Below are 19931 nucleotides of genomic sequence, written 5' to 3'. Positions count from 1 at the left end.
GACGCTCACGTGACCGCCCCCGCTTCGACCGCCGAGGCGACCTCGCCGGGAAACGGCATGGCGGAGGAGCACTCGAGGCGGGAAGCGACGATCGCCCCCGCCGCGTTCGCGTACCGCATGATCGTCTCCAGGTCCCAGCCCGCGAGCAGCCCGTGGCAGAGCGCCCCGCCGAACGCGTCCCCCGCGCCGAGCCCGTTGAGGACCTCGACCGGCAGGGGCGGGACCTGCGCCGCCTCCCCCGCCCGGTTCATGGCGAGCACTCCCGCGGGGCCCTGCTTGACGACGGCCAGTTCGACGCCGGCGTCGAGCAACGCCCGTGCCGCCGCGCGGGGTTCCCGCACGCCCGTCGCGATCTCCACCTCGTCGAGGTTGCCGACGGCGACGGTGGCGTGCGCGAGGGCGGCCTCGTAATGCGGCCGCGCCTCACCGGCGCCCTCCCGGCCCGTGTCTTTCCAGAACATGGGTCGCCAGTCCAGGTCGAAGACGGTGATTCCGCTCCGTGCCCGGTGCGCGAGCGCCGCCAGCGTCGCCGTGCGGCTGGGCTCGGCGCACAGCCCCGTGCCCGTCATCCAGAAGATCCGCGCCGTCGCGACCGCGTCGAGGTCGAGTTCGCTCTCGTGGATCTCCAGGTCGGGTGCCTTCGGCAGCCGGTAGAAGTACAGGGGGAAGTCGTCCGGAGGGAAGATCTCGCAGAACGTCACCGGTGTCGGCAGGCCCGCGACCGGGGTCACCCAGCGGTCGTCGACGCCGAAGTCCCGCAGCGCGCCGCGCAGATACGCCCCGAAGGGGTCCGCACCGGTGCGGGTGATGACGGCGACGCGGCGGCCGAGGCGGGCCGCGGCGACCGCGACGTTGCTGGCCGAGCCGCCGAGGAACTTCCCGAACGCGGTCACCTCGGCGAGGGGCACCCCGCTCTGCAGGGGATACAGGTCCACCCCGATCCGCCCCATCGTGATGACGTCGTACGGATCACTCACCCTGTGCGTCCCTTCGCCGGACCCGACGATCGTGTGCCCTCAGGTCTAATCCCGCCCCCGGAACCCTGTCAACATTTTGTCCTTACATTCGGACCACTGCTTGACACTCTTCCGAAGCGGCCTGGACGCTGGCTGGCATGACGACGCTGTCTCGCATCCGGATCGGTTCGGCGCCCGACTCGTGGGGCGTGTGGTTTCCCGAGGACCCGCGGCAGGTCCCGTGGCGCCGTTTCCTCGACGAGGTCGCGGAGTCCGGGTACGAGTGGATCGAGCTCGGACCGTACGGCTATCTGCCCACCGACCCGGCCGAACTGACCGCCGAGACGGCCCGCCGCGGCCTCAGGGTGTCCGCGGGCACGGTCTTCACTGGGCTGCACCACGGGCCCGCCGTCTGGGACAGGACCTGGGCGCACGTGGCGGACAACGCGGCGCTCGCGCAGGCCGTGGGCGCCGAGCACCTCGTCGTGATCCCGTCCTTCTGGCGCGACGACAAGACCGGCGAGGTCCTGGAGGACCGTGTCCTCACGCCCGCACAATGGCGCGAACTGACCACCCAGACCGAGCGCCTGGCCCACGAGGTCCGCGAGCGCTACGGCCTGCGCGTCGTGGTCCACCCGCACGCGGACACGCACATCGACAGCGAGGAGAACGTCACCCGTTTCCTCGACGCCACCGACCCCGACCTCGTCTCGCTCTGCCTGGACACCGGGCACTACGCGTACTGCGGCGGCGACAGCGTCAAGCTCATCGAGACGTACGGCGAACGCATCGGCTATCTGCACCTCAAGCAGGTCGACCCGGCCGTCCTCGCCGAGGTGCGGGCCGACGAGGTGCCGTTCGGGCCCGCGGTGGCGCGCGGGGTGATGTGCGAGCCGCCCGCCGGGGTGCCGGCGCTGGAGCCCGTGCTCGCCGCGGCGCAGAAGCTGGGGGTCGAGCTCTTCGCCATCGTGGAGCAGGACATGTACCCGTGCGACCCGGACAGGCCGCTGCCGATCGCCCGCCGCACCCGCTCGTTCCTGCGGTCGTGCGGCGCGTAGGAACCAGGAGACGTGGCGCGTGGGAACCGGGAGACGCGGCGCGTAGGAGCCACGAGCCCTCGCGCCCTCCGCATGCGTCTCTTCTGTCACAAACAATCCCGTCCTGTCACACATGTCTCACGTACGCGGGTCTTGCGTCACAGGGGATCGACAGACGCCCACCGGTGGTCACTCTGCGTCGTTCAACGGGCACAGGCTGAGTGATCGCCACGCGTCGCGCCCAGCTCCCCCGTCGGCCTCTCCGGCCGCCCTGGGCGCACGCAGGGAGGTGCCACTGATGACCGACCGCAGGCTCTGGTCGTACAAGGAGATCGCCGCGCACATCCGTGTGCAGCCCGACACGGTCCGCTCGTACCGCAAGCACGGGCTGCTGCCCGACCCCGATCACGTGGAGGGCGGAAAGCCCTACTGGTACGCGGACACGGTCCGCGCCTGGGTGGCGGCCCGGCCCCGCAACCGAGGGCGCAACGGCTGACGCGCGCCCCCGCCATGCGCGGCCCCACCTCGTTGAGGAATACCCCCTAGGGGTATAGTCTCGAGTGTGTCAGGAGGTCGCCGGGGTTCCCGGGCCCCCTTCTGCACGCTACGCCGCATACGTACACACTCCCGAGGAGAACGACATGAGCGCCCAGACCGAGCTCCCGCAGGCCGCGTCCGAGACGACCGGGTCCTGCTGCTCCCCCAGCGGTTCCTGCCACTCCGACGCCGCCGCCGCTCCGCAGGGCGCCGTCACCACGGTGTACGAGGTGACGGGCATGACCTGTGGGCACTGCGAGGGCGCGGTGTCCGAGGAGATCTCGGAGATCGCGGGCGTCACCTCGGTCAAGGCCGTCGCCGCGACCGGCCTGGTCACCGTGGTCTCCGAGGCCCCGCTGGACGAGGCCGCGGTGCGCGCCGCCGTCGACGAGGCCGGCTACGACCTCGCCGGCGTCAAGGCCTGACCCTCCCGGGCCGCGCCGCACGACCGGCGGCCTGCCGGGTACCCGGGCCCCGGGGTGTCGACACCGACACCTCGGGGCCCGCAGCCGTCCCACGATCCCGGAAGTAGTACGAAAGAGTCATGACCGAAGTCGAACTCGCCGTCGGCGGGATGACCTGTGCCTCCTGCTCCTCGCGCATCGAGAAGAAGCTGAACCGCGTGGAGGGCGTGACCGCCACGGTCAACCTCGCCACGGAGAAGGCGAAGGTCTCGTTCGACGAGGCCGAGGACGGCGCGGCGGTCGAGGTCGCCCAGCTGATCGCGCTGGTCGAGAAGCTGGGCTACACGGCCGAGGAGATCGTGCCGCCCCCGCCGGAGCCCCTCGACGCCGCTCCCGGCGGCACCCCCGCCCCCACCACGGCCGACATCACCGAGCCCGACACCCTGCGGCAGCGCCTGATCGTCTCCGCGGTCCTCTCGCTGCCCGTCGTGCTGCTCGCGATGGTTCCCGACCTGCAGTTCGACTTCTGGCAGTGGCTCTCGCTGACGCTGGCCGCGCCGGTGGTCGTGTGGGGCGGGCTGCCGTTCCACCGTGCCGCGTTCACCAACCTGCGGCACGGGGCCGCGACGATGGACACGCTCGTCTCCATCGGCACGCTCGCCGCGTTCGGCTGGTCGCTGTGGGCGCTGTTCGTCGGGGACGCGGGGATGCCGGGGATGCGGCACGGCTTCGACTTCACGGCCTCGCCGGGCGACGGCGCCTCGACCGTCTACCTCGAAGTCGCCGCGGGCGTCGTCACGTTCATCCTGCTCGGCCGCTGGCTGGAGGCCCGCTCCAAGCGGAAGGCCGGCTCGGCGCTGCGCGCCCTGCTCGAACTGGGCGCCAAGGACGTGGCGGTCCTGCGGGACGGCACCGAGCGGCGCGTGCCGGTGGGGCAACTGGCGGTCGGGGACCGGTTCGTCGTACGCCCCGGGGAGACCGTCGCGACCGACGGCACCGTCGAGGAAGGCGCCTCCGCCGTCGACGCCTCGATGCTGACCGGTGAGTCCGTGCCGGTCGACGTGGGCGTCGGCGCCGCCGTGACCGGCGGCACCGTGAACGTCTCCGGGCGCCTCGTCGTGCGGGCGACCCGCGTCGGTTCGGACACCCGACTCGCGCGGATGGCGCGGCTCGTCGAGGACGCGCAGACCGGCAAGGCCCAGGTGCAGCGCCTCGCCGACCGGATCGCCGGCGTCTTCGTGCCGGTGGTCCTCCTCATCGCGGTCGGCACGCTCGGCGGCTGGCTGGGCGCCACGGGCGACGCGACCGCCGCGTTCACCGCCGCCGTCGCCGTCCTGATCATCGCCTGCCCCTGCGCGCTCGGCCTCGCCACCCCGACCGCGCTCATGGTCGGCACCGGCCGGGGTGCCCAGCTCGGCATCCTCATCAAGGGCCCCGAGGTCCTGGAGTCCACGCGCCGCGTCGACACCGTCGTCCTGGACAAGACGGGGACGGTGACGACGGGCCGCATGGAGCTGACGGACGTGCACGTCGCCGGGGACACCCGGGAGCAGCTCCTGCTCCGCCTCGCGGGCGCCCTGGAACACGCCTCCGAGCACCCGGTGGCCCGCGCCGTCACGGCGGGGGCCGCCGAGCGCCTCGGCCTCGACCCCGGGGAGCTGCCGGCGCCGGAGCGGTTCGAGAACGTCGCCGGGGCCGGGGTGCGCGGCACGGTGGACGGGCACGAGGTCCTCGCCGGCCGCGAGCGGCTCCTCGCGGAGGCCGGGGTGACGGGCCTGGAAGACGTGGCCAAGCTGCGGGACGACGCGGAGGCCGCCGGGCGCACGGCCGTCCTGGTCGCCTGGGACGGCGCCGCGCGCGGCGTCCTGGCCGTCGCGGACGCCGTGAAGGAGACCAGTGCGGAGGCGGTGCGCGAGCTGCGTTCGCTCGGTCTGACGCCGGTACTGCTCACGGGCGACAACGAGGCCGTCGCCCGGACGGTCGCCGACGCGGTGGGCATCGCGCCGGACGCGGTGTTCGCGGAGGTCCTGCCGCAGGACAAGGTCGACGTCGTACGACGGTTGCAGGGCGAGGGCAAGGTCGTGGCGATGGTCGGGGACGGCGTGAACGACGCGGCCGCGCTCGCCACCGCCGATCTGGGGCTCGCGATGGGCACCGGCACGGACGCGGCGATCGAGGCGAGCGACCTGACTTTGGTGCGCGGGGACTTGCGGGTCGCGGCCGACGCCATCAGGCTCTCCCGGAAGACCCTCGCCACCATCAAGGGCAATCTCTTCTGGGCCTTCGGCTACAACGTCGCCGCACTGCCGCTCGCCGCCGCCGGTCTCCTCAATCCGATGATCGCGGGGGCCGCGATGGCCTTCTCGTCGGTCTTCGTGGTCACCAACAGTCTTCGCCTGAGCACGTTCCGATAACGATCCCAGGCGCTCACATACCGTCTTCACAAGGTCGTTTCAGCATCTGCACCCGCTTCCCGAGATCCACATATCGGGGATCTTGCGCATCTACTGGACATATGCAGGAGACGCAGATCACAGTGTTTGCAACGTAACCATTGAGGGGGGTCGCGAGTCTAATGGGGCGATGCAGGAAGATGTCTTGGGGGACGTCTTCCTGACATCGAGGGACATCTTGGGGGATGTTCCTGGATATTGCGTTGCCGGGGCACGTGCACCGGGGAGCTTTGAGCGGCCCTCCCGTACGTACGCGTCCCGGCAGACCGCAGGGCCGCCACAGACGCCCGGCCGGATCCCGTGGGGGGAATCCGCACCGGGAAAAAGGGAAGCGCCCCGACCGTCGACCCGTGGGGGGATCGACGGCGGGGCGCTTTCCGCTCTCTGCGGGGAGCTGCCGAGGGGTGACCGGGAAGGTCAGCGGCCCTCGACGGGGACGAAGTCGCGGAGGACCTCACCCGTGTAGATCTGGCGCGGGCGGCCGATGCGCGAACCCGGCTCCTTGATCATCTCGTGCCACTGGGCGATCCAGCCCGGCAGACGGCCGAGGGCGAACAGGACCGTGAACATCTCGGTCGGGAAGCCCATCGCGCGGTAGATGAGGCCGGTGTAGAAGTCGACGTTCGGGTAGAGCTTGCGCTCGACGAAGTAGTCGTCGGCCAGCGCGTGCTCTTCCAGCTTCAGCGCGATGTCGAGCAGCTCGTCGGACTTGCCGAGCGCCGAGAGGACGTCGTGCGCCGCCGCCTTGATGATCTTCGCCCGGGGGTCGAAGTTCTTGTAGACGCGGTGCCCGAAGCCCATGAGCTTCACGCCGTCTTCCTTGTTCTTCACCTTGCGGATGAAGGTGTCGACGTCGCCGCCGGAGGCCTGGATGCCCTCGAGCATCTCCAGGACCGACTGGTTGGCGCCACCGTGCAGCGGGCCCCACAGGGCCGAGATGCCGGCGGAGATCGAGGCGAACATGTTCGCCTGCGAGGAGCCGACCAGACGCACGGTGGAGGTCGAACAGTTCTGCTCGTGGTCCGCGTGCAGGATCAGGAGCTTGTCGAGCGCGTTGACCACGACCGGGTCGAGCTCGTACTCGGCGGCGGGCACCGAGAACGTCATGCGCAGGAAGTTCTCGACGTAGCCGAGGTCGTTGCGCGGGTAGACGACCGGGTGGCCCTGCGACTTCTTGTACGCGTAGGCCGCGATCGTCGGAAGCTTGGCGAGAAGGCGGATCGTCGAGAGGTGACGCTGCTTCTCGTCGAACGGGTTGTGGCTGTCCTGGTAGAACGTGGACAGCGCGCTGACCACGGACGACAGCATCGCCATCGGGTGCGCGTCACGCGGGAAGCCGTCGTAGAACCGCTTGACGTCCTCGTGCAGCAGGGTGTGCTGCGTGATCTCGTTCTTGAAGGTGGCCAGCTCGTCGACCTTCGGCAGCTCGCCGTTGATCAGGAGGTACGCCACCTCGGTGAAGGTGGAGCGCTCGGCCAGCTGCTCGATCGGGTAGCCGCGGTACCGGAGGATGCCCTGTTCGCCGTCGAGATAGGTGATGGCGGATTTATAGGCGGCGGTGTTGCCATAGCCGCTGTCCAGGGTCACCAGACCGGTCTGGGCGCGGAGCTTCCCGATGTCGAAGCCCTTGTCGCCCACGGTCGACTCGATCACCGGGTAGGTGTACTCGTCGTCGCCGTACCGCAGTACTACACCGTTGTTAGCGTTCTCGCTCACGTCATCCCTCACCGACGTTGTGCCTCTTCTTCGAGGTGCCCTGACTGTCTCTACCATCCCCCATTTGGCCCTGGAGAGTGCACTCGGGGTCGACCATTGGGCCTATTGGCGGCACTCAGTGCCGCCAACCTGCTCATCCTGCCCCCTTCGCCCCGGTTCCGGAAGTGCTGTGTGAGGTTTCCTACTCGTTTGATCGATCAAAACGTCCAGGGCCTGCTCCGCGGCGCCCGGGAAGACCGGAAAGCCGGAAGTCCAGGGCCGTGCAGCGCCTGCCCGCGGAGACCGTGCGCACTGCCTGCCCCAGAGCCTTGCGCGAACCGACGAGAACGACCAGCCTCTTGGCGCGTGTCACGGCGGTGTAGAGCAGATTGCGCTGCAGCATCATCCACGCACCGGTGGTGACCGGGATCACCACCGCCGGATATTCACTGCCCTGGGAGCGGTGGATCGTCACCGCGTAGGCGTGCGCCAGCTCGTCCAGTTCGTCGAAGTCGTACGGAACTTCCTCGTCCTCGTCCGTACGGACGGTGAGCCGCTGCTCGTCGCTGTCGAGGGCGGTGACGACGCCCACCGTGCCGTTGAAGACGCCGTTCTGTCCCTTCTCATAGTTGTTGCGGATCTGGGTGACCTTGTCGCCCACGCGGAACACCCGGCCGCCCAACCGCTTCTCGGGCAGGTCCGGCCTGGCGGGCGTGATCGCCTGCTGGAGGAGGCCGTTGAGATTTCCCGCACCGGCCGGGCCCCGGTGCATGGGGGCGAGGACCTGAACGTCGCGCCGCGGGTCGAGGCCGAACTTCTTGGGGATGCGGTGCGCGGCGACGTCCACCGTCACGCGGCCCGCGTCCTCGGTCTCCTCCTCGACGAAGAGGAAGAAGTCCTTCATGCCATGGGTGATGGGCGGGACACCGGAGTTGATGCGGTGGGCATTGGTGACGACGCCCGACTCCTGGGCCTGCCGGAAGATGCGGGTGAGACGGACGGCTGGGATCGGGCTCTCGTCGCTGAGCATGTCGCGCAGCACTTCTCCGGCGCCGACGCTGGGCAGCTGGTCGACGTCGCCCACGAAGAGCAGATGGGCGCCGGGCGGGACGGCCTTCACCAGCTTGTTGGCGAGCAGCAGGTCGAGCATCGACGCCTCGTCGACGACGACCAGATCGGCGTCGAGCGGCCGCTCCTTGTCGTACGCCGCGTCTCCGCCGGGCCTCAGTTCGAGCAGGCGGTGCACGGTGGAGGCCTCGGCTCCGGTGAGCTCGGCGAGGCGCTTGGCGGCACGGCCGGTGGGGGCGGCGAGGACGACTTTGGCCTTCTTGGCGCGGGCCAGCTCGACGACCGAGCGGACGGTGAAGGACTTGCCGCAGCCGGGTCCGCCGGTCAGGACGGCGACCTTCTGCGTCAGGGCGAGCCGGACCGCGTCCTTCTGTTCGGGCGCGAGCTCGGCGCCGGTGCGGGCCGCGAGCCAGGCGAGCGCCTTGTCCCAGGCGACGTCCCGGAAGGCGGGCATACGGTCGTCGTCGGCCCTCAGGAGCCGCAACAGCTGGCCGGCCAGGGACAGTTCGGCGCGGTGGAAGGGGACGAGGTAGACGGCGGAGATGTCGTCGCCCCCGTCCGGGTCGGGCAGCGTCTCGCGGACGACGCCCTCCTCGTCCCCCGCGAGCTCGGTGAGGCAGTCGATGACCAGGCCCGTGTCGACCTGGAGCAGCTTCACCGCGTCCGTGATCAGGCGCTCCTCGGGGAGGTAGCAGTTCCCTTGGTCGGTGGATTGTGAAAGGGCGTACTGGAGACCGGCCTTGACGCGCTCCGGGCTGTCGTGCGGGATGCCCACGGCCTGCGCGATGCGGTCGGCGGTGAGGAAGCCGATGCCCCAGACGTCGGCGGCGAGGCGGTAGGGCTCGTTCTTCACCACGGAGATCGACGCGTCCCCGTACTTCTTGTAGATGCGCACGGCGATCGAGGTCGAGACGCCGACTCCCTGGAGGAAGACCATGACTTCCTTGATGGCCTTCTGCTCCTCCCAGGCGGCGGCGATCATCTTCGTGCGCTTGGGGCCGAGCCCGGGCACTTCCACGAGACGCTCGGGGGCGGTCTCGATGATGTCGAGGGTGTCGACACCGAAGTGGGTGGTGATGCGGTCGGCCATGACGGGGCCGATGCCCTTGATGAGGCCGGAGCCGAGATAGCGGCGGATTCCCTGGATGGTGGCGGGCAGCACCGTCGTGTAGTTCTCGCAGGTGAACTGCTTGCCGTACTGCGGATGGGAGCCCCAACGGCCCTGCATCCGCAGCGATTCGCCCGCCTGGGCGCCGAGCAGCGCGCCGACGACGGTGAGCAGATCACCGGAGCCGCGGCCGGTGTCGACCCGCGCGACCGTGTAACCCGTCTCTTCATTGGCGTACGTGATGCGCTCGAGGACCCCCTCGAGCACCGTCATCGCCGGACCTGGACTCGACATGATCCGACGCTACCGCCCGGCACCGACAGTGCGGTGGGCCTGTGGACAACCGCGCGCCCGGCCGCGGCGTCCTGTGGAGAACTTCGAAGGGGCCCGACCTCCCAGCCAGACCCCTTCGGGTTTTCCCTCCCCTGTCAGAACTCGCGATCCCCCCGGATCCCCCCAGATCCTGGTTCCCCCCTCATAAGCCCTGACGCCATATACGACACGCGTCGTGCCCGGAGGGTTGCACCGTGTCGCCAACTTTTTTCTGACGGCTCCAGGTGCTGACAAAGCGGGTCAGACGTAGCGTTTGTCGCATGAGCGATGATTCCCAGACCTCTGAGCCCCGCTCCTTCGAGGAGGACGTCCTCGACGAGCTCGGCGACGACCGGCTCCAGGAGATCGCGAACGTGCTCGGCACGGACACGTCCGGTGCACAGGACGTCGTGGGCACGACCGCGTCCGCGCTCTCCGGAGACATCCGGGGCCGCGCCGCCGACCCCGCGGAGGCCGACGAGGTGCGGCAGGCCTTCGCCGAAGTCGGGCCGGCCGATCCGACCCCGCAAGGGGTCGCCGCTCTCGGCGGCGGCCTAGGTGGTCTCCTCGGCGGCGGGATGATGGCCGGCATGCTCGCGAAGGTGAGCAAGCCGGTGGCGAACGCGGTCTCCAAGAAGACCGGCCTCCCGGCGGCGAAGGTCACACGCGTGATCGAGATGCTGATCCCCGTGGTGCTCACCGTGGTCTCCAAGAGGGCGGCGCGGACGAAGGGGCCCGGTGCCCCGAGCGGTTCCGCGCCCTCCTCCGGCGGCGGTCTCGGCGACCTGCTGGGTCAGATCCTGGGCGGCAAGAAGTAGGACAGGCGGCAAGGAGCGAGACGGAGATCCCGGCTCCCGGCTCACGCGTGCGCGCGGAACCGTTCCGCCGTCTCCCTCAGCACCTCGCCCCCGTCCCGCGCCCACAGCCCCTCGTTGAAGATCTCCACCTCGATCGGGCCGCGGTACCCGGCGCCGTCGACGGCCGCCCTGAAGGCCCTGAAGTCGACGCTGCCGTCCCCCAGTTGCCCGCGGCCCAGGAGCACGCCCGCGGGCAGCGGTGTGATCCAGTCGGCGAGCTGGAAGGCGTGCAGACGGCCGCCGCGGCCCGCCCTGGCGATCTGCGCGAACGCCAGGTCGTCCCACCACACGTGGTACGTGTCCACGACCACGCCGACCTGCTGCGCCGGAAAGCGCTCCGCGAGGTCGAGCGCCTGGCCGAGGGTGGAGACGACGCAGCGGTCGGAGGCGAACATCGGGTGCAGCGGCTCGATGGCGAGGCGCACGCCCCGCTCCTCGGCGTAAGGGCCGAGGACGGCGAGCGCGTCCGCGATGCGCTCGCGCGCCCCCGCCAGGTCCTTGCTGCCGGCCGGGAGGCCGCCCGAGACCAGGACCAGGGTGTCCGTGCCGAGCGCCGCCGCCTCGTCGACCGCCGCGCGGTTGTCGTCGAGGGCACGCGCGCGTGCCGCTTCCCCGACGTCCGTGAGGAAGCCGCCCCTGCACAGGCTCGTCACCGTGAGCCCGGTGTCCCGCATGAGGCGGGCGGCGCGCTCGACGCCGTACTCCTGGACGGGCGCGCGCCACAGGCCGACGGCTCCGACGCCCTCCTTGGCGCAGCCCTCGGCGAGTTCGGGGAGCGACCACTGCTTGACGGTCTCCTGGTTGATGCTCAGCCGCGACGACGGCACCGGCTCGCTCATCGGGGCACTCCGTGGACGGTGAGCAGGGATCGCATGCGGGCGGCCGCGAGGCCGGGGTCGGGGAACAGGCCGAGTGCGTCGGCCAGTTCGTAGGCGCGGGCCAGGTGGGGCAGGGAGCGGGCCGACTGGAGGCCGCCGACCATCGTGAAGTGCGTCTGGTGCCCGGCCAGCCAGGCGAGCAGGACGACGCCGGTCTTGTAGTAGCGGGTGGGGGTCCGGAAGAGGTGCCGGGAGAGCTCGACGGTGGGGTCGAGGAGGGCGCGGAACCGCTTCGCGTCCCCGGTGTCCAGGGCCCGCACGGCCTCCGCGGCGAGGGGGCCCAGCGGGTCGAAGATGCCGAGCAGGGCGTGGCTGAAGCCGTGGTCGTCCCCGGCGATCAGTTCGGGGTAGTGGAAGTCGTCACCCGTGTAGCAGCGCACGCCGTCGGGGAGGCGGCGGCGCAGGGCGATCTCGCGGTCGGCGTCCAGGAGCGAGACCTTGATGCCGTCGACCTTGTCGGGGTGGGCCTTGATCACCTCCAGGAAGGTCTCGGTGGCCGCGTCCAGGTCGGTGGCGCCCCAGTAGCCCTCCAGGGCGGGGTCGAACATGGGACCGAGCCAGTGCAGGATCACGGGTTCGGAGGCCTGGCGCAGGAGGGGGCCATACGTCTCCAGGTAGTCGTCCGGCGACGTGGCCGCGGCGGCCAGGGCCCGGGACGCCATGAGGATCGGCTGGGCGCCGGCCGCGTCGACGAGGGCGAGCTGCTCCTCGTACGCGCCCCTGACCTCCGGCAGGGTTGCCGGGCCCGCGAGTTGGTCGGTGCCGACGCCGCAGGCGATGCGTCCCCCGGTGGCCTTCGCCTCGGCGGCCGACCGCCGGATCAGCTCGGCCGCCCCGGCCCAGTCCAGGCCCATGCCCCGCTGGGCGGTGTCCATGGCCTCGGCGACGCCCAAGCCGTGCGACCAGAGGTGGCGGCGGAAGGCGAGGGTGGCGTCCCAGTCGACGGCGGCGGGGCCGTCCGGGGACACGTCGGCGAACGGGTCGGCGACGACGTGCGCCGCGGAGAAGACGGTGCGCGAGGTGAGCGGGGGGCCGCCGGCGGTCGTGGGCGGCGGTTCGGCGCGTGGCGTGTACGCGCGCGTGCCGCCGCCCGCGACGGGGAGCAGGAGGGTGGTCACAGTGCGATCTCCGGTACGTCGATGCGCCGGCCCTCGGCGGACGACTTGAGTCCCAGTTCGGCGAGTTGCACGCCGCGTGCGCCCGCGAGGAGGTCCCAGTGGTAGGGGCCGTCCGCGTAGACGTGCTTGAGGAAGAGCTCCCACTGGGCCTTGAAGCCGTTGTCGAAGTCGCCGTTGTCGGGCACTTCCTGCCACTGGTCGCGGAAGGAGTGGGTGGCGGGCAGGTCCGGGTTCCAGACCGGCTTCGGGGTCGTACCGCGGTGCTGTACGCGGCAGTTGCGCAGGCCCGCGACGGCGGATCCCTCGGTGCCGTCGACCTGGAACTCCACGAGCTCGTCGCGGTTGACGCGCACCGTCCAGGACGAGTTGATCTGCGCGACGGCGCCGCCGTCCAGCTCGAAGATGCCGTACACGGCGTCGTCGGCGGTGGCGTCGTAGGGCTTGTCACGCTCGTCCCAGCGCTGCGGGATGTGCGTGGCGGTGAGCGCCTGGACGCTGCGCACGCGGCCGAACAGCTCGTGCAGGACGTACTCCCAGTGCGGGAACATGTCGACGACGATGCCGCCGCCGTCCTCGCCGCGGTAGTTCCAGGACGGGCGCTGGGCGGGCTGCCAGTCGCCCTCGAAGACCCAGTAGCCGAACTCTCCGCGCACCGACAGGATCCGCCCGAAGAAGCCGCCGTCGACGAGCCGCTTCAGTTTGCGCAGGCCCGGCAGAAAGAGCTTGTCCTGTACGACGCCGTGCTTGATGCGGGCCGCCTCCGCGAGGCGCGCGAGGTCGAGTGCCGCGTCGAGGCCGGTGGCGCTCGGCTTCTCGGTGTAGATGTGCTTGCCCGCGGCGACGGCCCGCTTGATGGCGTCCTCGCGCGCGGAGGTGACCTGCGCGTCGAAGTAGATGTCGACGGCCGGGTCGGCGAGGACCGCGTCGAGGTCGGTCGAGTACTGGTCCAGGCCGTACCGCTCGGCGAGGGCACGCAGTGCGTGTTCCCTGCGGCCGACGAGGACGGGCTCGGGCCACAGCACGGTGCCGTCGCCCAGATCGAGGCCCCCTTGTTCCCGGAGGGCGAGGATCGAACGGACCAGATGCTGGTGGTGGCCCATGCGTCCGGTGACGCCGTTCATGGCGATGCGCACCGTCTTGCGTGTCACGAAGGTCCCTCCGTAGATACGTAGCAAGCGCTTTCTATCTGGAGGCAAGCTAGCCTGCCGCACAAGGTTCGGACAAGGGCTTCGGTCGAGAGCGGTGACCGGGCGGGACAAACGGGTGACCGGAGGACGATGAGATGACCGTGACCCTTGCGGACGTGGCGGCCCGCGCGCAGGTCTCCCCCGCCACCGTCTCCCGCGTGCTGAACGGCAATTACCCGGTGGCGACCGCCACGCGCGAGCGCGTCCTGCGCGCCGTCGACGAGCTCGACTACGTCCTCAACGGCCCCGCGAGCGCGCTCGCCGCCGCCACCTCCGACCTGGTCGGCATCCTCGTCAACGACATCGCCGACCCCTTCTTCGGGATCATGGCGGGCGCCGTGCAGTCCGAGATCGGCGGTCCCGGCGGGCGTGCGGGCGGCGAGCGGATGGCCGTCGTCTGCAACACGGGCGGCTCCCCGGAGCGCGAACTCACCTATCTCACGCTCCTTCAGCGCCAACGCGCCGCCGCCGTGATCCTCACCGGAGGCGCGATCGAGGACGCCGGACACGCCGCCGCGATCTCCGGCAAGCTGCGGCGCCTCACGGAGGCGGGCACGCGCGTGGTGCTGTGCGGCAGGCCGCCGTCGCCGAACACCGACGCGGTGGCGCTCACCTTCGACAACCGCGGCGGCGGCCAGCAGTTGACGGACCACCTCCTGAGCCTCGGCCACCGCCGCATCGGCTACATCGCGGGCCCCGAGGAACGCACGACCACCCGCCACCGCCTGGAGGGTCACCGCGCCGCGCTCGCCGCCCGGGGCGTCCCGGACGATCCGGCGCTGACGGTCCACGGCCCCTACGACCGCCGCTCCGGCTACGACGCCACGGACGAACTCCTGCGCCGCGCCCCCGACCTGACAGCCGTCGTCGCCGCCAACGACACGGTGGCGCTCGGCGCGTGCGCGGCCCTGCGCGACAAGGGCCTGCGCATCCCGGACGACGTGTCGGTGGCGGGCTTCGACGACCTGCCGTTCAGCACCGACGCGGTTCCCGCACTCACGACGGTGCGTCTGCCCCTCCACGAGGCGGGCGCCCGGGCGGGCCGCATCGCGATGAGCAAGGAGCAGCCGCCGCCCGGGGGTGTGGCGACGGTGCACGGGGAGTTGATGGTGCGGGGGTCCACGGCGGGGCCCCGGTAGGGACGGCAGCGGCACCGGTAAGGACCGCAGCACCGGTAAGGACAGCAGCGCCACCGGATCGTCCCCGCCTCACACCAAGCGCCTTACACCAAGCGCCCCAGCACCCCCACCCCCTCGGCGATCTCCGCGGTGCCGCTCGCCGCGTAGCCGAGTACGAGGCCGGGCGGGTGCGGGAGTTGGGTGTGCCAGGAGAGGGGGTGCACCTTGACGCCTTCGGCCAGGGCGGCGGCCGCGAGGGCGGTGTCGGACCCCTCGTACGCCTCCGGACGGAGGGTGATCATCAGGTGCAGCCCCGCGGCGGCACCGTGCACGACCGCCGTCGGCAGCTGGGTCCGGATCGCCGCGATCATGGCGTCCCTGCGCCGGCGATGGTGCCTGCGGATCAGGCGGAGGTGGCGTTCCAAGCCGCCGGATTCCATGAGGTGCGCCAGGACCAGCTGGGGCAGGGCCGCCGTGCCGAGGTCGGTGAGGCGTTTGGCGTCGAGGAGCGCGTCCCGGTATGCGGGCGGGGCGAGCAGCCAGCCCAGGCGCAGCGCGGGCGCGAGGAGCTTGGATACGCTGCCCGCGTAGCAGACGTGTTCCGGGAGCAGGGCGCGCAGGGCGGGGACCGCGGGCCGGTCGTAGCGGTGTTCGGCGTCGTAGTCGTCCTCGATGACGAGGCCGCCGTCGCGGGCCCACTCCATGAGCTCGCGGCGCCGCTCGCCGCCGAGGACGACGCCGGTGGGGAACTGGTGGGCGGGGGTGAGCAACACGGCGCGTGCCCCGGTGGCACGCAGGGCGTCGACGCGGATGCCGTGGGCGTCGACCGGTACGGGCGGCGTGCCGAGCGGCCGCAGATGCTGCCGCACACCGAGCGACCCCGGCTCCTCCACCGCCACCTCGCGGACCCCGTCGGCGTGCAGGACATCGACGAGGAGCCGCAGCGCCTGGGCCGTACCGTTCACGATCATCACGTCGTCCGGCTCGGCGCGGATTCCGCGGTTCCGGGAGAGCCAGTGGGCGACGGCCGCGCGCAGGGCCGGGGTGCCGCGCGGATCCCCGTAACCGAAGTCCGACGGGGTGAGCCCGGCGAGCACGGAGCGTTCGGCGCGCAGCCAGGCCGCGCGCGGGAAGGCCGCGAGGTCGGGCAGGCCGGGCGAGAGGTCGATGCGGGCGGGCGCGGCGCGGACGGCGTCGAAGACGCCGAGGTCGTCGAGCGGGACCGTGAAGAGCCCCTCACCCCTTCCCGGTTGCCGCGGGGGAGTTGACGCGCCCGGCGAGGGCGCGGGCGGCGAGGGCGCGGGCGGCACATGCGGTACCGCCACGACGACCGTTCCGCCCCTGCCCCGGCCCGCGACGTGGCCGTCCTCGGTGAGCCGACGGTACGCCTCGGTGACGACGCCGCGGGACACGCGCAGGTCGGCGGCGAGGGTACGGGTGGCGGGGAGTCTGCTGCCGACGGGGAGGCGGCCGTCGGCGATGGCGTCCCTGATCTCCCGCGCGAGCCAGTCCGCGAGGCCTCCCCTGCCGGCGTCGCCGGTGTCGAGCTGGAGGAAGTCGGAGACTCCGCCCGGCCGGACGGACTCGGACCGGACGGACTCGGACCGGACGGACTCGGACCGGACGGACTCGGACCGGACGGACTCGGACCGCGCAGACGTTATGGACCTGTGGGAAGGCGATCCAATGGACCTGTTCATGGAGCCATTGTGGGCGCCAGGGTCGGGGCATGGAATTCCTTCTCACCTCCCTCGTCGTCTGCGTGACACCGGGCACCGGCGTCCTGTTCACGATCGCGGCCGGCCTCTCGCGCGGCACCCGCGCCGCAGTGACCGCCGCCGTCGGCTGCACGCTGGGCGTCGTCCCGCACATGGTGGCCGCGATCACCGGGCTCGCGGCGCTCCTGAACACCAGCGCCGTCGCCTTCCAGACGCTCAAGTACCTGGGCGTGGCCTACTTGCTGTACATGGCGTGGAGCACCTGGCGGGACAAGAGCGAGCTCACCGCGGAGCGGGAGGGCGAGCCGCGTTCGGCGGGCCGCACGATCCTGACGGGCGTACTGATCAACATCCTCAACCCGAAGCTGACGCTGTTCTTCTTCGCGTTCCTGCCGCAGTTCGTGAGCACCGACGAGCCCTACGCCTTCCTGCGCATGACGGAGCTGAGCGCCTACTTCATGCTGATCACGTTCGTGGTCTTCGTGGCGTACGGACGGTTCGCCGCGGCCATGCGTCACCACGTCATCTCGCGCCCGCGCGTGGTGGCCCGGATGCGCCGCACCTTCGCGGTGGCGTTCGCGGCGCTGGGGGCGAGGCTGGCCTTCCTCTGACGACGGGGTTACCTTTGACTCAGTCAAAGGTATTCCAGAGTGATGCGCAATGGCGACACCCATCCACGAGATGCGCGCCTTCAACCGCTTCTACACGAACCTCATCGGCGCGCTCGACTACAGCCGCCACCTGTACGTCCCGTACACCCTCACCGAGTCGCGCGTCCTGTACGAACTCGCCCGCGCACCCCACACCGACGCCGCCGACCTCAGGGCGGATCTCTCCCTGGACGCGGGCTATTTGAGCCGACTCCTCGCCAAGTTCGAGCGGGACGGGCTGGTCGAGCGGGCCCCGTCGGCCGACGACTCGCGACGTCAGCGCATCACGCTCACCGCGCGCGGGCGCGAAGCCGCCGAGCTGCTCGACGAGCGGTCACGGGAATCGGTCGGCTCCCTGCTGGCCGACGTTCCTCCCGCCGACCGGTCCCGGCTCGCGGCGGCGATGCGCACGGTGCGGGAGATCCTGAAGGACGGCCGCGGACAGGGGCGGCGGGGGCAGGGGCGGCGGGGGCAGGAACGCCGCCGCGAGCGCCGCGCGGACGTGACGCTGCGGGAGCCGGGGCCCGGCGACCTCGGCTGGATCGTGCAGCGCAACGCCGCCGTGTACGCGGCGGAGTTCGGCTGGAACGCGGAGTACGAAGGCCTCGTCGCCCGTATAGTCGCCGACTTCTCCCAGGACCATGACCCGCACCTGGAGCGAGTGTGGATCGCCGAGGTCGACGGGCGCCCCGCGGGGTGCGTGATGTGCGTACGGGACGAGGCGCCCGGCACGGCCCGGCTGCGCCTGCTGCTCGTCGAGCCCGAGGCGCGGGGGCTCGGCATCGGGGACCAACTGGTCTCCGCCTGCGTGGAGTTCGCGCGGGGCGTCGGCTACCGCGAGCTGACGCTGTGGACCAATGACGTACTGGAATCGGCTCGCGGCATCTACCGGCGCCACGGCTTCGCCCTCGTCGCCGAGAAGCCGCACCGCTCCTTCGGCGTCGACCTCGTCGGGCAGGACTGGCTGCTTCCGCTGCACGAGCGGCCCGAGTGAGCCGCGTGGGTCCATCGTCCTCGCGGCGGGGTTGACCACGGTCGCACGCCGCCTACTGTCGGGACCATGAAATTCGCCTTCTCCACGCTCGGCGTGCCCGGCCTGCCCGTCCCCGACGTGCTGCAGCTCGCCACCGCCCACGGCTACCACGGCGTCGAGCTCCGCGCGCACCCCGAGGAGCCGGTCCACCCGGGTCTCGGGCTCGTCGAACGGGCCGATGTGGCGGCCGAGTTCAAGGCGGCCGGGGTGGAGATCCTCGGCATCGCCGGGTACGCGCGCGTGGCGGCGCCCGGCGACGACGAGCCCGTTCTCGACGAGATACGTTCCCTCGTCTCGCTCGCCCGCGACCTGGGCGCCCCCTTCGTCCGCGTCTTCCCCGGCGGCGGCACCGAGCAGGGCGCGGCCGAGGCCGACGCGACGGCCGCGCGGCGGCTCGGCACCGCCGCGCGGTACGCCGCCGACGCGGGCGTACGCATCCTCCTGGAGACCCACGACTCGCACCGCACCGGTGCCGACGCCACCCGCATCCTCGGCACCGTCGGGCACCGCCAGGTCGGCGCCCTCTGGGACCTCATGCACACCTGGCTCGGCGACGAGTCCGTCACGGAGACCTTCGCCGCGCTCTCCCCGTACCTCGGCTACGTACAGGTCAAGGACATCGCGTCCGCGGACGACACGACACCCCTGGCCCTCGGCTCCGGAGTCCTGCCGCTGGAGGAGTGCGTGGCGCGGCTCAGCGCGGAGAGCTGGGAGGGGTGGCTGTGCTGGGAGTACGAGAAGCGGTGGTACGAGGACGCGGCGCCGCTGCCGGAGCTGTTGGGGCCGGGGCGGGAACTGTTGTCACGGCTGGTGAACCGCTCCGGCTGAGGAGCCCGGTCGAGCTGGGGGCGACGCCTGCACCTGTACTTGCTGTCGCCCCCGTTCCCGCCCCCACCCTCACCTCCGGTCCCGCCCCCGCTTTCGCGAAGGAGGCCAGCGACACCCCTCCCACCAGCAGCGCCGCCGCACACCACCGCAGGCCGCTCACCGACTCGTCGAGGACGAGGGCGGCCGACGACATCCCGAAGACGGGGACGAGCAGCGAGAAGGGGGCGACCGTCGACGCGGGGTGGCGGCGCAGCAGGTAGCCCCAGGCGCCGAAGCCGAAGACCGTGGTGACCCAGGCGACGTAGACGATGATGCCCGCGCCCTGCCAGTCGAGGGAGCGCAGGGCGTCGAGGTCCCGGGACGGTCCCTCGAAGAGCAGGGAGAGCACGAGCAGCGGCAGCACCGGGACCGTGCTCACCCACACCATGAAGTTCAGGGAGTCCGGCGGGGACGCCTTGCGGGTGAGGACGTTGGAGACGCCCCAGCAGGCCGCGGCGCCCATGAGCAGCGCGAACGCGGTCAGCGGGCCGGTCCCGCCCTCGTCGACGGCGGCCACGGCGATCCCGCCGAGCGCGAGCACCATGCCCGTCACCCGTACGCGGCCGGGCCGCTCCCCCAGCGCCAGGTACGCGAAGAATCCGGTGAAGACGGCCTGGACCTGGAGTACCAGCGACGAGAGACCGGCCGGCATGCCGGCGTCCATCCCGATGAAGAGCAGCCCGAACTTGGCCACGCCGAGTGCGAGTCCGACCCCGACGATCCACTTCCACGCCACCTTCGGCCGTCCCACGAAGAAGACGGCGGGCAGGGCGGCGACGAGGAAGCGGAGGGCGGAGAAGAGCAGCGGCGGGAAGTGGTCGAGTCCCACTTCGATGACGACGAAGTTGACGCCCCATACGGCGGCGACGAGGACGGCCAGGCAGATGTGTGCGGGTCGCATGCGTCGAGGATCACCCGGCGGGAATGTGTAGCAC

General features: G+C 71.4%; 16 protein-coding genes and 1 pseudogene. 9 read left to right on the top strand and 8 right to left on the bottom strand.

Annotation, left to right across the window (positions count from 1 at the left end; all coding sequences use genetic code 11):
• Positions 1-5: 5 nt before the first annotated feature.
• Positions 6-977: a 5-dehydro-2-deoxygluconokinase gene (gene iolC, locus AC07DO_RS01625; RefSeq protein WP_479056274.1), complete on the bottom strand. Its 972-nt coding sequence runs from the start codon at positions 975-977 to the stop codon at positions 6-8.
• Positions 978-1114: 137 nt separating this feature from the next.
• On the opposite strand from iolC, the gene AC07DO_RS01620 reads away from it, so the two are divergent.
• The 4 genes from AC07DO_RS01620 to AC07DO_RS01605 all read left to right on the top strand — a co-directional run bounded on the left by AC07DO_RS01620 (position 1115) and on the right by AC07DO_RS01605 (position 5348).
• Complete coding sequence (locus AC07DO_RS01620; RefSeq protein ID WP_479056273.1) at positions 1115-2014, top strand: sugar phosphate isomerase/epimerase family protein; 900 nt, start codon at positions 1115-1117, stop codon at positions 2012-2014.
• A 277-nt stretch (positions 2015-2291) separates the two neighbouring features.
• On the top strand, positions 2292-2489 hold the full coding sequence (locus AC07DO_RS01615) for a MerR family transcriptional regulator (RefSeq protein WP_479056272.1): 198 nt from the start codon (positions 2292-2294) through the stop codon (positions 2487-2489).
• Between the two features lie 145 nt (positions 2490-2634).
• The gene (locus AC07DO_RS01610; protein ID WP_479056271.1) at positions 2635-2955 is read left to right on the top strand and encodes a heavy-metal-associated domain-containing protein; all 321 of its coding nucleotides are present in this window, start codon (positions 2635-2637) and stop codon (positions 2953-2955) included.
• 119 nt (positions 2956-3074) lie between these two features.
• Complete coding sequence (locus AC07DO_RS01605) at positions 3075-5348, top strand: heavy metal translocating P-type ATPase (protein WP_479056270.1); 2274 nt, start codon at positions 3075-3077, stop codon at positions 5346-5348.
• A gap of 456 nt (positions 5349-5804) precedes the next feature.
• Here the strand turns inward: AC07DO_RS01605 and AC07DO_RS01600 are convergent, their stop codons facing one another.
• Positions 5805-7103 (bottom strand): citrate synthase, encoded by a 1299-nt coding sequence (locus tag AC07DO_RS01600; RefSeq protein ID WP_190415400.1) that lies wholly within the window; start codon positions 7101-7103, stop codon positions 5805-5807.
• 181 nt (positions 7104-7284) lie between these two features.
• The gene (gene recD2 / locus AC07DO_RS01595; protein ID WP_479056269.1) at positions 7285-9552 is read right to left on the bottom strand and encodes an SF1B family DNA helicase RecD2; all 2268 of its coding nucleotides are present in this window, start codon (positions 9550-9552) and stop codon (positions 7285-7287) included.
• Between the two features lie 299 nt (positions 9553-9851).
• Here recD2 and AC07DO_RS01590 point away from each other — a divergent pair, with 299 nt between their 5' ends.
• A complete protein-coding gene (locus AC07DO_RS01590; RefSeq protein WP_479056268.1) occupies positions 9852-10388 on the top strand; it encodes a DUF937 domain-containing protein in 537 nt (178 codons plus the stop codon).
• Between the two features lie 41 nt (positions 10389-10429).
• Here the strand turns inward: AC07DO_RS01590 and AC07DO_RS01585 are convergent, their stop codons facing one another.
• The 3 genes from AC07DO_RS01585 to AC07DO_RS01575 are packed head-to-tail and all read right to left on the bottom strand — an operon-like array spanning position 10430 to position 13571.
• Positions 10430-11266 carry a sugar phosphate isomerase/epimerase family protein gene (locus AC07DO_RS01585; RefSeq protein WP_479056267.1) on the bottom strand — a complete coding sequence of 279 codons (837 nt, stop codon included), beginning with the start codon at positions 11264-11266 and terminating at the stop codon, positions 10430-10432.
• On the bottom strand, positions 11263-12423 hold the full coding sequence (locus AC07DO_RS01580; RefSeq protein WP_479056266.1) for a dihydrodipicolinate synthase family protein: 1161 nt from the start codon (positions 12421-12423) through the stop codon (positions 11263-11265). Before AC07DO_RS01580 ends, AC07DO_RS01585 begins: the two co-directional genes overlap by 4 nt.
• Positions 12420-13571 carry a Gfo/Idh/MocA family protein gene (locus AC07DO_RS01575; protein ID WP_479056265.1) on the bottom strand — a complete coding sequence of 384 codons (1152 nt, stop codon included), beginning with the start codon at positions 13569-13571 and terminating at the stop codon, positions 12420-12422. The genes AC07DO_RS01580 and AC07DO_RS01575 overlap by 4 nt, the downstream gene beginning before the upstream one ends.
• A gap of 134 nt (positions 13572-13705) precedes the next feature.
• Between AC07DO_RS01575 and AC07DO_RS01570 the strand changes: the two genes are divergently transcribed.
• A complete protein-coding gene (locus tag AC07DO_RS01570; protein WP_479056264.1) occupies positions 13706-14749 on the top strand; it encodes a LacI family DNA-binding transcriptional regulator in 1044 nt (347 codons plus the stop codon).
• An 83-nt stretch (positions 14750-14832) separates the two neighbouring features.
• On the opposite strand, the gene pdxR is transcribed toward AC07DO_RS01570, so the two are convergent.
• Positions 14833-16428: a MocR-like pyridoxine biosynthesis transcription factor PdxR gene (gene pdxR / locus AC07DO_RS01565; protein WP_479056262.1), complete on the bottom strand. Its 1596-nt coding sequence runs from the start codon at positions 16426-16428 to the stop codon at positions 14833-14835.
• A gap of 29 nt (positions 16429-16457) precedes the next feature.
• Between pdxR and AC07DO_RS01560 the strand changes: the two genes are divergently transcribed.
• From AC07DO_RS01560 to AC07DO_RS01550, 3 genes and pseudogenes are all read left to right on the top strand, one after another.
• On the top strand, positions 16458-17057 hold the full coding sequence (locus AC07DO_RS01560; RefSeq protein WP_479056261.1) for a LysE family translocator: 600 nt from the start codon (positions 16458-16460) through the stop codon (positions 17055-17057).
• 49 nt (positions 17058-17106) lie between these two features.
• Positions 17107-18090, top strand: a complete 984-nt coding sequence (locus AC07DO_RS01555; RefSeq protein WP_479056260.1) for a bifunctional helix-turn-helix transcriptional regulator/GNAT family N-acetyltransferase — start codon at positions 17107-17109, stop codon at positions 18088-18090.
• Between the two features lie 66 nt (positions 18091-18156).
• A pseudogene (locus AC07DO_RS01550) lies at positions 18157-18840 on the top strand (sugar phosphate isomerase/epimerase family protein); the annotation flags it as partial.
• Here the strand turns inward: AC07DO_RS01550 and AC07DO_RS01545 are convergent.
• Positions 18824-19897: an EamA family transporter gene (locus AC07DO_RS01545; protein WP_479056258.1), complete on the bottom strand. Its 1074-nt coding sequence runs from the start codon at positions 19895-19897 to the stop codon at positions 18824-18826. The pseudogene AC07DO_RS01550 and the gene AC07DO_RS01545 overlap by 17 nt on opposite strands.
• Positions 19898-19931: the final 34 nt, after the last annotated feature.

Source organism: Streptomyces sp. NPDC045678 (assembly GCF_056432085.1).
Note: the sequence above shows the minus strand (reverse complement) of the source record. Positions and strands in the feature narration are given on the sequence as shown.